The organism is Streptomyces sp. NBC_01334 (genome assembly GCF_035983595.1).
Lineage (GTDB): Bacteria > Actinomycetota > Actinomycetes > Streptomycetales > Streptomycetaceae > Streptomyces > Streptomyces coriariae.
The window spans coordinates 284,618-298,264 of sequence record NZ_CP130718.1; the positions used below are offsets into that span (position 1 = coordinate 284,618).

A 13,647-nucleotide genomic window follows, 5' to 3' on the forward strand; every position below is an offset into this window, starting at 1 on the left:
CGCTCGGGCTCAGCGCAGGCAGGAAGGCCCCCGGGGGCGGGATTGTGTCGGCGTCCACCACCAGCGTCAGCTGCGCTTCCCGACCGCCAAAGCGCTCCGCAGCGTAGGTGTCCGGGCGAAATGCCTCCGCCCGCGGCGCGTCGAATCCCACCACTGGGGACGAGATCAAGCTCCGCCACGGGTCATGGCCACCGCCGCATCATCAACGACACCGCGGCACATCAGGTGCGACTGCTCGCGGCCTCCAGTCGCCGTCGAGCAGCCCTTGATCCAGCACGGCTCGCGTCAGGTTCTGGCCCAGCCAGGTATCTCAGCCCCCGACTCGACCCACGCCAGCATCTGCCCAATGAACGCATCGAACTCGCCCAGGGACTCAGGGCGGTGATCCGCCATCCACCCCACCTCGGCCTGATCGTCGATACCCGAGAATTGGCACCACCCTCGGCGTATCCGACGGTGTTGCCCCACCGACTTCCCACCTCGATGGTCACCTTCGCATCGGCGGTGGCCTTACGTCCCGGACGATCAACGGGCCCATCGGCAGGGCGCAGCCACAACTCCTCGGCTGAGCAGTTCGTTCCGAAGTCACCGCCCAGCTTGGACATCAAACGACCAACGGCAGAGCCGCTTCGCCCGGAGCCCATGGGTCGCTCCAGCCACACCGGGGCATCGAGTCGGCGCAACCACGTCATCAGTCCCGACTGACTGTCCCTCACCTACCCATTGTGGCGGGATGGACTCAACGGTGTCCAAGCGATTGCCGGGGCTGCCTGAGCCGGCAATGCAATTTCCATTGGGCTAAGGCTTGTCCCGCAAGTCCCGTGAGGTCTTTCGACGGCTCCCTCAGGGGTGGTACAGGACCTCGCGGCTACTCTGTAGACCTTCGTGCGGATGGCGATCTTTGGGGGCCCGGTGGGACGCAGCAGGATGCCTGTGAAGAACTTGGGCGCCAGCGAACTGTGTCTCTTCATCGAACCGTACGGCGAGGACTACTGGCTGGAGCCTGGAGAGGCTTTTACTGTCGGGCCGGAGGCCGAAGGGATCGACGTCTGGTTCGACACCTACGTCTCGACGGACTGCATCACCGTGTGGCTCTACGAGGACGGCGACCCCACCAAGGTCGTTCTGGACTACGTAGTCGTTGATGCCGACGGCGCCCGGCTGGATTGCGGACATCAGCGGCCTCTGCGGCGGGCTGTCCCTGATCCGGCCTGACCTGGTCTGTCTCTGCTTTGATCACCCGGTCAGGGCGAGGTTGTGCAGACGGGCGACGCCAAGCATGGCGTGGTGGACGCCGTCGCCTTTGAGTCGGCAGTCCCGAAGGATCTTCCAGGTCTTCATGCGGGCGAAGACATGCTCGACGCGGGCACGCACCTGTTTGTGGGAACGGTTGTGTTCCTCCTTCCAGGCCGGGAGGTCGGTCTGCCCACGCTCCCGACGGTGCGGGATGACGAGCCCGGTGCCGGGATAGCCGCCGTCGGCGATCGTGATGGTCCGACCGACGGCGGCTTCGGCACCAGATTCGGCCCATGCCTTGCAGTCGTTGCGGTTGCCGGGCAATGGCCGGCCGACCACGACGACCAGTCGAGTGTCCGCGTCGATGACGACCTGATGGTTGGTGGAGTACCGGTAGTTCTTCGACCGCTCCGCGATGGTGTGGTCGCGGGTGGGGACCAGGGTGCCGTCCACGATGAGCACGGTGTCCTTGGCGAACCGTTTGCGGGGCCGAAGAGCGAGCATCGGCCCAACGTGGGCGATGATCCGGTCCGCCGCCGACTTCGAGACCCCGAACAACGGGGCCAGCTGCCGCATCGTCAGGTTGGTGCGCCAGTACGCGGCGACCAGCAGCGTCCGTTCCTCCAACGCAAGGCTCCACGGCCGGCCCCTGCGGACCGCGTCCGCACCTGCGCGACGCAGTACCGTCACCAGCTTCCCGAACTGCCGCGGGCTCAGCCCGGAGAACGGGGCTATCCAGGACGGCTCCGACGCCGTGATCACACCAGTCACACCAAGATCATCTCAGCCTCCCTATCATCCGTTCCATAGAGATGAGCACCGGTGAAGGGGGCCGATAGAGATGACCGCAGCACGCATGGCAGCCGCCGTGCTGGCCACATGGGCCACGCTGATCTTGCTGCTACTCGCGCCGTCGCCCCTGCCAGAGCATTGGCGCTACTACATCTACTCTCCGGCGAGCGTGGGCCTGTGGATGCTGACCATGCTGGTTGCCCCTGTCGTGGTCTGCATCGTGAAATGGCCATGGATCAAGTCGGGCGGCAGGTGAACCTCGACCTGCATACGAGCCGCGGACTACCCCTTCACGCCTGATCGGCAATTATGGGACGGCCCTTAGTTCGACGATCAGTGCAACTGGGTAACCCGCCCTCATGCACACGCAGTTGCGCTCTCATCCGCAGCTTCTCCCCGGGATGTTCCGCCACCCGAGAGATCTACCGCCTCCTTCAGGGTCGACTCGGAGTGTCCGAGGCAGGATCCTGATGGGGAGGGAATGGCGAGCAGACCGTCTCCGTGTCGGCCGAACAGAGCTGCGAGACTGCCTTCCGCTGGATCCGAGGCGTTTTCGATTGGCCGCATCTTGCGGTTACGGCATACAGGCATCGGTCGCTACGGCGATCGCATCCACAGCGATCCTCTTGTTGCCCATCAGCTCCACGACCGCTGCAGTTCTGGCCGGCGGACTATCGGGGAAGAATTCGGCGTACACCGTGTTCACCATGGGAAAGAGCTCCGCATCCGTGAACAGTACGGTCGTTTTCACAATGTTACGTGATGAACCACCAGCCGAAGCAACCGCCTGCACCAGATTCCTGAATGCTTGTTTGCATTCCTTCTCGAACCCCCCCGGAGGGATCTCCCCGGTTTCCGGATCGACTCCCGCCTGGGCAGACACGAACACGAAACCTCCGGCCGTAACGCTGGGAGCATAGGGGCCCAGCGGGAGAGGGGGCAGGGGTTGGTCAGACGAAGCGCTTCGGTGGTCGAACTCTGCGAGCATCAGCGATCTTCCATTCGACTTGATCAATCCGTTGAGAGGAGGAGTTCAGGACGGTGTCGCCACCCGCAGCGGATCCGTCGAGCGCGGAGTCTACCGGCATGGCGACACTCACGGCCCAATTCACCAGAAAGTCAGGTCTCAGGCACGCCGAACGCGCCCGCGGGGACAATGGATCACCTCCTCGCCCGTTCACTGATCGAACAATAGGGGGTCAGTTTCATGCGCGGATGGTTAGCAGGGCAAGCAAGATCTGCCATCGAGCGCCCAATTCATTACCGAACTGATCACAGATCGGTCGCCCTGGAAATATCTCACCGGTTGAACCACGGCTTCGGCTTTGCTGTCGTAAGAGGGTTCACAGTGGATCCGCTCCGTCCCGAAGCGTCCGCCGAGGTCCCCCTGACCGTCTTGCGCCACCTCGGCCGCCCGCTGCATCAGGGGCCTACAGGATCAACCTCTCTGACGTGGCTTGTGCGAGACGAGGGCGTCAATCGATTCGACTCGGACGGCAACTTCCGCCAGGGCGTCTACACCTCCAAGTCGCGCGACGCGATCGACATTCACAATGATGGCGCGATGGAGCCATATGGGCATCAGATCTACATTTCTTCACTGCTGTGCGTAAAGGCCGCAAGTGCAGGCGGCCACAACGTACTGGTCAGCGCCCTCGCAGTGCTCGACATCATGCACCGGGAATATCCTGAACATGTCGATCGGCTCCGTCATCCGTTCCCCTTCGAGCGTGGGCACGTCACGCCCAAGGGAGGTGAGGCAGTTATCTTTGCACCTGTATTCGACCTCAGCCGTCCCGCGCTCAGAGTCCACTGGAACCGTCAGCGTATAGAAATGGCGGAAGAAATCACCGGTGTGCCGCTGTCACCGTCCGCCATGGAGGCTCTTGACGCGCTAGAAGAGGTCATTATGCGCCCTGAAGTTCAGCTTACTCACATCCTTCGGCCCGGCGAGTTACTTGTCATAAACGATGATCTGGTACTCCATGGCCGATCCGCATTTTCGGATAACGTCACCCGACGCTGCCTCGTTCGCATACTCTTCGCGCGTTCGTAGCCCGAAGCCCACGGAAATCTCGAGGAGATGGCTCCATCATGCTCACTGAAATCTTGGGCACGACAATCGGTGCCGTGGCGGGTGTTTTGGTCACTATGGTCATAACAACGTTCCGACCGCCTTCTGAAGCGATTCTCAAAGGGCGTCCACTGGCAGAGCTGGAAAATTATCCCGTTGCAGTAGGAACCGATGGCAAAATCCGGCTCGACATGGCCGAGATGATTGCGGCATGTAATTACTTGGTGAGCAACCGTGAGCCGCGTGCCGCCATCGATCTTCTCTACCTGGCCGAGCACAACAGGGACGTAATTTCTCCCCCGGCAGCACTGGCACTCGATCGGGTACGTCGAGTCTATCGGCGACGATATCGTCGCCTCGTCGAGCCTCAACAGCTCGGTGAGCAACGTGAACACATATTGCGTCAGTTCGGCAAGATAACGGATGCTCTCGGCGGTACTTTCAGCGGCTTACCGATCGAATTCGTCCTCCATGACACCCGGGACCCGCTCAATTCGATATACACGATCAAGAACTCGATCACCGGACGCCGAGAGGGAGATCCCGTCTCAGTATTCGGTGAAGATGTGGTCCGAGCATATGGGCGCCGCTGGTCAGGCCCGCAAGTCGCTTACAGACTGCGGCAGCCCACCACCGGACAAATCATCAAGGCGACCACCATTCCGCTCGAGGACAAGACCCTCGGACTGGTCGCCTTCCTGTGCGTCAACATCGACGTCGGGCGAATGTCGCCCGAGTCGAGCGAGCTACGGGACCTGGCGCAGCAAATGGTGGCTACACCGGCCGGCTGGGGGCCACAGGTGTTCGCTGTACCAGACTGACCCGAGCCACCTAACGACCTCGTGCACGGTCAGCCGTGCCACGAGGTCGTTGGTACTCCAGCTGTAGATCGTGATCTTCATGTCCGGCTGCGGCCGGTCGGCGGTAGTAGCTGGTTCGTGATCGTGCCTGGCGGCGGCGTCGCCAGTCGGACGGGCCGAAGCAAAATCCGACGGCCTCGACTTACCACCCGGCCTGTGGGGCCGCCCTCGGCCCTCAGACCAGGTGGTGGGTGGTCAGCTTCCCGCCTTTCGTCCCGGCGGCGAGGAGAGCGCTTCCGTCCGGCAGAGACGCCGCGGAGACATAAGACCCGATGAACGTTTGTTTGAACGATTCGCCGGACAGCAAGTCCCACTGGCGCACCATGTCCTGGTCTGCGGTGAACAGCCGTATCCGACCCGACACGGTCGCCGTCGCGATCCTCACGAATTCCCCCTCGGCCGGAATCGGCGGGCCTACCTCCTCCCCTGTCTCGGCGTCCCAGCGGCAGATGACCTCGCCCTCCTCCACCACGCCGACGATCACCGGTCGCCCGTCGTCGTTGTACGCCGTAGTCAGCCTGTCGATGTGAGGAGCGTTGATCTTTGCGCCGAACGACGACTCGCAGAGGTCGCCCTGCCAGCGCCGTACTCCTTCGTAGTCCCCCGTCACGATCAATGAGGGCCCGCCGCGCAACTTCGCGATGGTCACGGCGACCACATCTCCCACATGTTCCAGCGGAGGGGACAGGGGCGCGCCTGTGAGCGGGTCCCACATGTGCAGCCCGTTGACCCCTGTGCCGACCAGCCGAGCCCGCCCACCGCCCGTCACTTCTCCGGCGACCTGGAAGATTTGGTCGTCCCCGACCGTGTCGGCCAGAAGCCGCCCGCTCGCTCCGTCCCACAGGCAGAGGCCGTCCTCGTCCCCGGCCGCGACACGCACCTGCCCGTCCGGGAGCACGAGCGCTGTCAATTCGAACGTGTCGATGGAAGCGTTCTCGGGGACCTGGAAGTTGCCCGTCGGACGGCCGGACTCGGCATCCCACCGGGTCAGCCGCCCGGAAGAGGCGGCCACCAACTCCGTCCCACCCGCAGGTGAACGGTAAATCAACGGGGCTGCCGGACCGTCGAGACCCGCGATCTCGATCCCGGGTCCAACCATTTTCGAACGCATCGTTTCCTCCCCTGCCGGCACCCCATTCTTCATGTCTGGGCTGCGGCTTGTCGGCGGTAACGGCTGGTCTGTGATCGTGCCTGGTGACGGCGTCGCCAGTCGGACCAGCCGAGCCGGTGGGCGAGACCGTTTCATCGGCCGGACGGTGACGGCGAGGCACAGGTGCTGGATCTGTTGATGTCGCGGTCCGGGTGCTCCCACAAGTCGGTCTGCCGGCCCCACGGCGCCCTCACGACGACTTCACCGTAGGACTCGGGCAGGTCGTTGTCCTCGCTCTCCCGCGGGGAGGAGCGCCTTCCGAATCCGGTCGCGGACGCCACGGCCCGGGCAGTCGAAGAGCCGTCGGGACGGTTCGGTACCGGCCCGTCCACCAGGCGGGAGCTGGGTGGCAGGCCGTCCAGGCCGACCCCACCGGCACGGAGTTCGGCGACTGGGAGCCGGACGGATCCCAGCGGCAGGAAGGCGACATCACAGGACAGCACTCTGTACCGGCCGGAACCGCGTGGTCGACCCGTACCCCCGGCCCCGCTGGAAAGGTGAGAGTCGTTCCGGGGGCTACGTGAAGTTCGGGTTCGAGTGCTGGTGGTGTGACGCCGGCTGTGGCGTTCACGGGAAGCCCACCCGGGTTCCGGCAGGAGCTGTACTGGTTCCCGGCGGAATGGGAGTGCCGGAACTGCGGCACCGTCAACATCACCTCGGGCCGCCCTGGACACCCGCCGAATGACCCGGCCGGCTGCTCTGCCGACTACCGCCGAGTGAGGGCGATCCCGAGCCCAATGCACCACAGGGCCGAACAGTGCAGGCTGCCTCCGGCCATGGTCGGGCGGGCCGGAAGCTGCAAGGTGGCCACGGCGGCGCTGTTCCTCGCCTCGCGGGAGATCGGCTTCATCACCGGCATGGAACTCTCAGTGGACGGCGGCGCAGGCCAGGTCTGAGCGCCGGGATGACATGCCTTGACCAGCGGATTCGTGTGACTGAGAGTGGCCCTACTGATCAACTGGGGCGGGGAGCATGACACACGAACAATATGCCGACCACTGCGAGGAGCTCTTCGCGGCGGGCGGATTCACCAAGGTCCGGAAGCTGGCCGGATCCGGCTTGGAGGAACTCGGACCCGATCCGGTGCTCTACCGGTGGCTCGGCCTGGCACACGCGGCGGAGGACGAGGACGACCACGACGCCGAGGCGGAGAAGGCCTACGAGGCCGGACTCGCCCAGTGGCCCGACGATCTCGGCCTGCTCGTCTCCTACCTGGAGCTGTGCCTGCGGGCCGACGGATGGACGTACCCCGGGCGCAGCGCTCGAGCGGGCCTGATCAAGGATCGGATCGCCGTGCTGGCACCGACGGGGTCGCCCGAGGCTGCACGGGTGGAGGACGCGCTCGGCTGGGCCGGGCGGGGTTACTGGCAGGACGTACGGGAGAGGACGGCCTCCGCTCGGGCCGAGCGGGCGACCCTGACGTCCCACAGCGCCGATGTCGCCGAAGCGCTGAAGCAGGGCGGCCAGGTGCCCACGCATCCCGAGGACTTGCGGGCCGCAGAGGTGGCGGCCGCCCTGGAATTGCTGGCCGGCCCGTGGCGGGCTCCCCTGCGGCTCTTGGTCCGCTACCGGGTGGCCGCGTACGTCGCCACCTTCGTGCTGGTCCTCGCCACGAACAAGGCGCTGGTGCTGAGCGGGACCGTTTCCTACAGCCTGTGGGGCTGGATCTGGTATGCGCCCGTGCTGCTGGCCGACGCGAAACTCAAGCAGGCCCGACAGCTGGCCCGGCAGCGGGTGATCGACGCGATGGAGGCCCGACACGCCCAGACCGCCGCCTCGGGCTAGGTTCCGACGACGGACGCCGCAGCGGCGGGAGGCCTGAACCTCGGAACCTGGAGCACCGGGGCACTGGCCGACTGCCAGGGGCGGGGGGCCGGAGGCCCGGGAGGCGGGGGCGGGGTTCTGCGGCAGCGGTCTCGCCACCGCAGGGCGCGAAACGCGGTTATACGGTGGCGAAACAGGGCCAGCCGTCCGACCGAGGAGCCCGCATGACCAACAGTCCGAAAGTAGTCGCCGAAGCGGCCTTTCAGCACTACAGGTCGCAGGACCGCGACGCCGCCTTCGCTCTCTACGCCGACGGGTTCTCGTTCACCAGCCCGCAGGACGACCACATCGACAGGACAACGTTCTTCGAGCGGTGTTTCCCCACGGCCGACCGGATGACGGAGCAGCGCCTGCTCCACGTCGTCCCCGCAGGCGAGGAACTTGTCTTCCTCCATTACGAGTACGTGCTCACCACGGGCGCCAGGTACCGCAACATGGAGGCGATCACTGTCCGGGACGGGCTCATCCAGGACGTGCAGGTCTTCTTCGGCGGCAAAGTGTGACGAGCCCTCGCGGCTGATCCAGGTCGGTTGTGCCCGCTGCCGAGGGTGCCCTGTCTACTCGAAGGGAGGGGGGCGGGTGGATGCTCGGTGGGCGTCCCAGTCGGCGCGGCCGCCGACGCCCAGGACTCCGACGTCACCGGCCAGCTCCGTCGGCGACAGCCGGCGCAATTCACGTCGGGCGAGGTGGGTGACGATCGCCGGGAAGGCAGGCCTCAACGGCTGGCACCAGCGAAGCCACGGGGGTGCGTAGATGTGACGGGCGCGGCGGGTGATGCCGGTGGTCAGCCAGTCGGCCACCTGGTCGGGGGTGTGTACGCGCTGTGCGAAGCGGGGCTGATTGCGGCGCAGGGCCTGCAGGACGGGGTGGTCGCCGATGCCGGTGACCATGTCGGTTCCGGTCCAGTGGAGGTAGGCGATGCCGACCGTGATGCCGTCGGATTCCACCTCGCCCCGCAGAGCCAGCGCGAACGACTCCGCACCGGCCTTGGAAGCACAGTAGGCACTCATCATCGGGGCGGAGCCGAATGCGGCGGTGGAAGCGATCTGGAGGAAGTAGCCGCGGGTGTCGGCGAGATGGGGCAGGAACGCCCTGGCGGTGTTGGCGGATCCGGTGAGGTTGACGTCGACGACCCGCTGCCAGAGATCGGCCGGGGTGTGGACGAAGGGGCCGCCGGTGGCGATGCCGGCATTGGCCACGACCACGCTCGCCCGTCCCAGCTCCCCGCCGACCTGCCGGGCCGCCCGGTCCAAGGCCGCGGAATCGGTGACGTCGGCTTCGATGCAGACGCTCCGGGTGGGCAGGGAGGCGGCCGCCCGGCGGAGCGATTCCTCCTCGCGCCCGACCAGCGCCACGAGCATCCCGGCGCTGGAAAGGTGTCGCGCGAGGGCTTCACCGACCCCACGAGCGGCACCGGTGACGACCGCGACCCGCCCGCTCAGCGGCGTGCCGTGCATACCGTGGCGCCGACCGTCACCGGGAGTCTCGCGCATCGGTCCTCGTTCCCTCCATGCCACCGACCAGCCACCGACCCTCCACTTGCCCTCCGCTTGCCCTCCGCCGACGACAGTCCTACCGGTATACCCGGCCGAACCGACCGTACGGATTTTCTGACCCGTACAGCCTCATTCCTGCACAATGCGGCGATGGCCGCCATACGTGCGCGGCGGCGTGGGCCGAGTCCGCGTTCCTTCCGGGGCGGCCGAGCCCTCCGGCTGCGCGAGCCGCTCGCGCAGCCGGAGAGTGTCTGTCCTCCTCGAGCCGACGCCCCTCCTGTCAGGCCGTGTCGCAGAAGGGGCGAGCCAGGTCCCGCCTGATCGGCGCGAAGCCGGCGAAGCCGTCCGGCTGTCGGGTCGTCCGGCCGTCCGGGCCGTGCTTCGTGGGCGGTCGTCAGGCGGGGAGCAGTGCGTCTCCGTCGAGGATGTGCCGTTCGGCGGCGCCGGTCTGCGGAATCCGTTCCGGGGCCACAGCCGCGTAGGTGGCGACGTCGTGCCAGACGCCCTGGGCGTTGAACAGTTGGCGAAGCGTGGCCTCGGGGTGCAGACCCGCCGCGAGCATGACGTCGCGCATGCGGGCGTGATCCGCTCGGTGCCCTGCCCAGATGCGGTGCAGGCCGAGGCGGCCGAAACCGTACGCCATGAGGAGACGGCCCGCCTCGTGGCCATGACCGCCGACCGGGGCCCCCGGCAGCAGCACCAGGCTGGTCAGCATGGCGTTGCGCCCGTACTCCTCCACCAGCAGCCCCATGGTGCCGACCATGGCGTCCTCGCCCGGCGCGCACACCGCCATGGTGTGCTTGCGACGCGGCTGCACACAGGGCTGGGACAGGCATCGGGCGAAGGCGTGCTGACCCTCAGCCCGAGCTTGTCGAAGTCGGCGAGGCGGAACGATCCGCCTACGCCTTCCATGACGCAGGTGAGCGCCGCGCTGTTGCCCACGGACAGGCCGATCACGCCGATGCGGCAGCCGAGCAGCCGCTCCTGCTCGGCGCTGGTGATCTTGTCGCGGTTCCGGTCGGTGCGCACGCGCCGGAACTCCCGCTCCGGCAGCACGTGGACCAGCCGTCCCGACCAGGGGTGCCAGACCCAGGTGCCGAAGTGCCGCCGGTCGGCGCCTTCGCACACCTCATCGACCGCGGCGGCCAGTTGTCCATCGGTCAAGGGATCTCCGGGCCTGAGGCAGCGCACCAGTTCCACGAGCTGGTCGTCGATGAGGTCGTGCACCTCGCCTACGTCACCCGAAGCGAGCAGGTCGAGGAGGCCCACACGGTCGACTTCCTCCTGCGGTCGGTAGAGGACGGGCCGAACTGCCGTCGCATGGAGGGTTCGTGGCGTGAAATCCGACTGTGCACTGCATGGGGCTGGAATGTCAGCATTGATCGCGATCATGGAAGACAGCAGCCCGCGATCTTGGAAAAGCCCGTGCGCAGGGGGCACGCAAACTCGAATTCATGCACGGCCGTTCACCACCGCCATGCCGCCGTTCACCCCCAGAGCCCCCACTCGGACGACGGATCGGCGCCGGTCGCCCGAGCCTGAGTACTGCCGCCCGACGCACCACCACTTGACGAGTCGTCATGCACTCCGTAGCGTCGCGCGTGCTGTACACGCACGTGACCGTGATTCACATCCAAAGACGATTGCGCAGCGGGAAGGACGGCCCTGATGCAGCGCCGTGTTGTGGTGTCAGGAGGCGGTACCGGCATCGGACTGGCGACCGCGCGGAAGTTCGCCGCCGACGGGGACCGTGTCGTCCTGCTCGGCCGGCGCGCGGACGTGCTGCGCAAGGCCGCCGAGGAGTTGAACGACACCCACGGCGAGTCGACGGCCGACTGGTACGCGGTCGATCTCTCGGACCCCGAACAGGTAAGTGGGGCGGTCGAGTTCATCACCGAGGACGAGACGCCTCTCGGGGTTCTGGTCGCCAACGCCGGCGGCAACGTCGCTCCTTCGCACGACGGCTCGCTCGCCGCGATCGCCGACAGCTACCGCCGCAACTTCGAGGCCAACGTGCTGACCGCCGTTCTCCTCACCGAGGCTCTGCTCCCCCACATGCGCCGACCCGGGGGCCGCATCATCCAGCTGTCCTCGGTCGCCTCCTTGCGGGGCGCAGGCTCCTACGGCGGCTCGAAGGGCTGGATCAACAGCTACACGTACGACCTCGCCCAGCGGCTCGGCCCCGAAGGCATCACCGCGAACGCGGTCGCCCCCGGATTCGTCGCCGACACCGAGTTCTTCGGAGACCGCGCCACACCGGACTTCGTCGCCTCCCGGGTCGCCCAGTCCCTGACCGGTCGCGCCGGCCTGCCGTCGGAGATCGCCGCCGCCGTCCACTACCTGGCATCGCCCGAAGCCGCGTACGTGACGGGGCAACTGCTGCACATCAACGGGGGTGCGGCACTGGGGCGGTGAAGCGCCTCGGCCGTCGTACCACCAAGGCGTGTCATGAAGGTGGGCCGGTCTGGCGTGAGGGGACCGTGAACTCGGGCGGTGCCCTTCGGCACCGGCCCGAGCGATGCGGTCGCTACTCGGGCAGGGGCAGGTGCCCGATCACCTTCTGGCCGACGAACGCGGACATACGCAGGGCGTGGTAGGCGTAGTCGCGCATGGCCTTCTCGTATCCGGCGACGCCGTCGAGGAGCGGCTTGCCGTCGGCGGCGACGGCGAGCAGCTGATCACCCAGGGTGTGTGCGTCGCGCAGTGCGGTGTTGGCTCCGATGCCCAGCGCGGGACTCATGGCATGGACCGCGTCACCCATGACGGTGATGTTGGACGGTTCCCAGGCGTCGACGGGTACGCAGCTGCGGCACTTGAGGGCTTGCACGGTGGCGGTGTCCCACAGCCGGACGGTGTCGACCAGGGCCGGGTGCCAGCCGGCGACGCGCTGCAGGGCGTGTGCCTTGAGCTCGTCGGGGTCGGCGGTGAACAGTTCGTCGTCGGGGAGCATCAGGCCGGGCAGGGAGTTGAAGATGCTCAGCGCGTAATCGGCGGTGGCCTCGCGCCGGAAGCCCGGGTCCTGCTCGGCGATCAGCAGTGATGCGGGGTCGGTGCGCTCCAGCGGGCCGAGGGTCAACCCGGTGAAGTCGGCGTCGTAGGCCAGCGAGAAGGCATTGAACAGCTCTGCGGGCAGCTTGGCCTTCGCCTCGTCGTTGAGATGGATCTTCGCGGCGATGTGACGGGAGCCGAGATCGGCGACCTGGACCTGAGGCAGGCGCTGTGCGCGGACCGCCGAGTTGATGCCGTCCGCGGCGATGAGCACGTCGGCCTCGACCGTGGCACCGCCTTCCAGCAGGACAGTGATCGACGAGTCGAGGTGGGTGCGGTAGCCGGTGACCCTGGCACCGAAGTGCACGGCCTTCTCCAGGCCGAGGTAGAGGATGCGGCGCAGAGTCGAGCGGCACACCACCAGGTGCTCGGGGATGTCGGCGGGCACGCCGGTGCCCTCGGTGGCCGACCTGTCCCGGCCGGGGCGGAGGTTGAGCTGCTCGTCGAAGAGGAGCATGTCCTCGCTCGGCATGCCGCAGGTCGCCAGGAACAGCTCCCACAGGCGAGGCTCCAGCGCCGCGTGCAGCGCGGAGGTGCCGGTGGAGTTGATGTGGATCCGGTACCCGGCCTCGCGTGCCGCGATATCGGCGTCGCGTTCGTAGACGGCCACGTCCAGGCCGTGCCGGTTCAGGTAGTGGGCCAGCGTCAGCCCGGCGAGCCCGCCGCCGGCGATGACAATGCGCATTTTAGACACGGTACTCCCAGTGCAGAGTTCTTCTCTTACTCGGAGCACACCAGGACTCCCCCAAAGGGGAGGACGTTGACGCAGAACGGGAAACCGGTGGCCTGCGGTCCGGACTACCAACCGGAAAGCAATTTCGTGTGCCGTGAAAGCGTACACCGACGGTCGGCCACCAGGGACGGATCAACCGCACAATGTGCGGGAGTTCACTTTTCCGCACCATTGAAGAAAGCTTCGTCCAATTACTCCACAAAGCCTTGACGTATTGCGGGACACCTGGTCGGCCAAACATGACTTGCCCACCGAGAGAATACGTGCTCGCATTCCAATCGACCGCATGGCGTCGTGCATGGTCACCCTTGTCGGACTTCGGCGCGCTCGCACCGTGTGAGCCGAACTTCTTGCGGTCGCGGATCCGGAACCTCTCCTCAGGGAGGATGGCACCGGATGCCGCGTCCGCATGGGCGGGCCCGGTTCCGGCGGGA

At 66.5% G+C, this 13,647-nt stretch carries 15 protein-coding genes; 8 read left to right on the forward strand and 7 right to left on the reverse strand.

The window, feature by feature from the left end; all coding sequences use genetic code 11:
• Positions 1-927 precede the first annotated feature (927 nt).
• A complete protein-coding gene (locus OG736_RS01315) occupies positions 928-1,215 on the forward strand; it encodes a hypothetical protein (RefSeq protein ID WP_256255096.1) in 288 nt (95 codons plus the stop codon).
• 21 nt (positions 1,216-1,236) lie between these two features.
• Here the strand turns inward: OG736_RS01315 and OG736_RS01320 are convergent, their stop codons facing one another.
• Positions 1,237-2,007, reverse strand: coding sequence for a transposase (locus OG736_RS01320; protein ID WP_327180697.1), 771 nt, complete (start codon positions 2,005-2,007; stop codon positions 1,237-1,239).
• A gap of 70 nt (positions 2,008-2,077) precedes the next feature.
• Here OG736_RS01320 and OG736_RS01325 point away from each other — a divergent pair, with 70 nt between their 5' ends.
• A complete protein-coding gene (locus OG736_RS01325) occupies positions 2,078-2,284 on the forward strand; it encodes a hypothetical protein (protein ID WP_319063594.1) in 207 nt (68 codons plus the stop codon).
• A gap of 318 nt (positions 2,285-2,602) precedes the next feature.
• On the opposite strand, the gene OG736_RS01330 is transcribed toward OG736_RS01325, so the two are convergent.
• On the reverse strand, positions 2,603-3,016 hold the full coding sequence (locus OG736_RS01330) for a RidA family protein (protein ID WP_327180698.1): 414 nt from the start codon (positions 3,014-3,016) through the stop codon (positions 2,603-2,605).
• A 219-nt stretch (positions 3,017-3,235) separates the two neighbouring features.
• On the opposite strand from OG736_RS01330, the gene OG736_RS01335 reads away from it, so the two are divergent.
• Both OG736_RS01335 and OG736_RS01340 read left to right on the forward strand, forming a co-directional pair.
• Positions 3,236-4,084, forward strand: a complete 849-nt coding sequence (locus OG736_RS01335) for a TauD/TfdA family dioxygenase (protein WP_327180699.1) — start codon at positions 3,236-3,238, stop codon at positions 4,082-4,084.
• 38 nt (positions 4,085-4,122) lie between these two features.
• Entirely contained in the window at positions 4,123-4,923 is an 801-nt protein-coding gene (locus OG736_RS01340) for a PAS domain-containing protein (RefSeq protein WP_327180700.1), read from the forward strand.
• Between the two features lie 214 nt (positions 4,924-5,137).
• On the opposite strand, the gene OG736_RS01345 is transcribed toward OG736_RS01340, so the two are convergent.
• Complete coding sequence (locus OG736_RS01345) at positions 5,138-6,106, reverse strand: WD40 repeat domain-containing protein (RefSeq protein WP_327180701.1); 969 nt, start codon at positions 6,104-6,106, stop codon at positions 5,138-5,140.
• A gap of 743 nt (positions 6,107-6,849) precedes the next feature.
• Here OG736_RS01345 and OG736_RS01350 point away from each other — a divergent pair.
• The 3 genes from OG736_RS01350 to OG736_RS01360 all read left to right on the forward strand — a co-directional run bounded on the left by OG736_RS01350 (position 6,850) and on the right by OG736_RS01360 (position 8,439).
• Positions 6,850-7,008 carry a hypothetical protein gene (locus OG736_RS01350; RefSeq protein ID WP_327180702.1) on the forward strand — a complete coding sequence of 53 codons (159 nt, stop codon included), beginning with the start codon at positions 6,850-6,852 and terminating at the stop codon, positions 7,006-7,008.
• Between the two features lie 76 nt (positions 7,009-7,084).
• Complete coding sequence (locus OG736_RS01355) at positions 7,085-7,897, forward strand: hypothetical protein (RefSeq protein ID WP_327180703.1); 813 nt, start codon at positions 7,085-7,087, stop codon at positions 7,895-7,897.
• A gap of 203 nt (positions 7,898-8,100) precedes the next feature.
• Positions 8,101-8,439: a nuclear transport factor 2 family protein gene (locus OG736_RS01360; RefSeq protein WP_327180704.1), complete on the forward strand. Its 339-nt coding sequence runs from the start codon at positions 8,101-8,103 to the stop codon at positions 8,437-8,439.
• A gap of 54 nt (positions 8,440-8,493) precedes the next feature.
• On the opposite strand, the gene OG736_RS01365 is transcribed toward OG736_RS01360, so the two are convergent.
• The 3 genes from OG736_RS01365 to OG736_RS01375 form a co-directional block, all read right to left on the reverse strand.
• A complete protein-coding gene (locus OG736_RS01365) occupies positions 8,494-9,429 on the reverse strand; it encodes an SDR family oxidoreductase (RefSeq protein ID WP_327180705.1) in 936 nt (311 codons plus the stop codon).
• 397 nt (positions 9,430-9,826) lie between these two features.
• On the reverse strand, positions 9,827-10,249 hold the full coding sequence (locus OG736_RS01370) for a GNAT family N-acetyltransferase (RefSeq protein ID WP_327180706.1): 423 nt from the start codon (positions 10,247-10,249) through the stop codon (positions 9,827-9,829).
• Entirely contained in the window at positions 10,141-10,824 is a 684-nt protein-coding gene (locus OG736_RS01375; RefSeq protein ID WP_327180707.1) for a hypothetical protein, read from the reverse strand. The genes OG736_RS01370 and OG736_RS01375 overlap by 109 nt, the downstream gene beginning before the upstream one ends.
• Positions 10,825-11,100: 276 nt before the next feature.
• Here OG736_RS01375 and OG736_RS01380 point away from each other — a divergent pair, with 276 nt between their 5' ends.
• The gene (locus OG736_RS01380) at positions 11,101-11,847 is read left to right on the forward strand and encodes an SDR family NAD(P)-dependent oxidoreductase (protein ID WP_327180708.1); all 747 of its coding nucleotides are present in this window, start codon (positions 11,101-11,103) and stop codon (positions 11,845-11,847) included.
• A gap of 112 nt (positions 11,848-11,959) precedes the next feature.
• On the opposite strand, the gene OG736_RS01385 is transcribed toward OG736_RS01380, so the two are convergent.
• Positions 11,960-13,165: an FAD-dependent oxidoreductase gene (locus OG736_RS01385; protein WP_327180709.1), complete on the reverse strand. Its 1,206-nt coding sequence runs from the start codon at positions 13,163-13,165 to the stop codon at positions 11,960-11,962.
• Between the last annotated feature and the right edge of the window lie 482 nt (positions 13,166-13,647).

What these genes read in the sequence shown, in the direction of transcription:
- OG736_RS01345 (WP_327180701.1), bottom strand. Translation starts at nt 6,106, where the DNA reads ATGAAGAATGGGGTGCCGGCAGGGGAGGAAACGATGCGTTCGAAAATG.
- OG736_RS01350 (WP_327180702.1), top strand. Translation starts at nt 6,850, where the DNA reads ATGCACCACAGGGCCGAACAGTGCAGGCTGCCTCCGGCCATGGTCGGG.
- OG736_RS01335 (WP_327180699.1), top strand. Translation starts at nt 3,236, where the DNA reads ATGCGCGGATGGTTAGCAGGGCAAGCAAGATCTGCCATCGAGCGCCCA.
- OG736_RS01385 (WP_327180709.1), bottom strand. Translation starts at nt 13,165, where the DNA reads ATGCGCATTGTCATCGCCGGCGGCGGGCTCGCCGGGCTGACGCTGGCC.
- OG736_RS01360 (WP_327180704.1), top strand. Translation starts at nt 8,101, where the DNA reads ATGACCAACAGTCCGAAAGTAGTCGCCGAAGCGGCCTTTCAGCACTAC.
- OG736_RS01340 (WP_327180700.1), top strand. Translation starts at nt 4,123, where the DNA reads ATGCTCACTGAAATCTTGGGCACGACAATCGGTGCCGTGGCGGGTGTT.
- OG736_RS01355 (WP_327180703.1), top strand. Translation starts at nt 7,085, where the DNA reads ATGACACACGAACAATATGCCGACCACTGCGAGGAGCTCTTCGCGGCG.
- OG736_RS01375 (WP_327180707.1), bottom strand. Translation starts at nt 10,824, where the DNA reads ATGATCGCGATCAATGCTGACATTCCAGCCCCATGCAGTGCACAGTCG.
- OG736_RS01330 (WP_327180698.1), bottom strand. Translation starts at nt 3,016, where the DNA reads ATGCTCGCAGAGTTCGACCACCGAAGCGCTTCGTCTGACCAACCCCTG.
- OG736_RS01380 (WP_327180708.1), top strand. Translation starts at nt 11,101, where the DNA reads ATGCAGCGCCGTGTTGTGGTGTCAGGAGGCGGTACCGGCATCGGACTG.
- OG736_RS01325 (WP_319063594.1), top strand. Translation starts at nt 2,078, where the DNA reads ATGACCGCAGCACGCATGGCAGCCGCCGTGCTGGCCACATGGGCCACG.
- OG736_RS01315 (WP_256255096.1), top strand. Translation starts at nt 928, where the DNA reads ATGCCTGTGAAGAACTTGGGCGCCAGCGAACTGTGTCTCTTCATCGAA.
- OG736_RS01365 (WP_327180705.1), bottom strand. Translation starts at nt 9,429, where the DNA reads ATGCGCGAGACTCCCGGTGACGGTCGGCGCCACGGTATGCACGGCACG.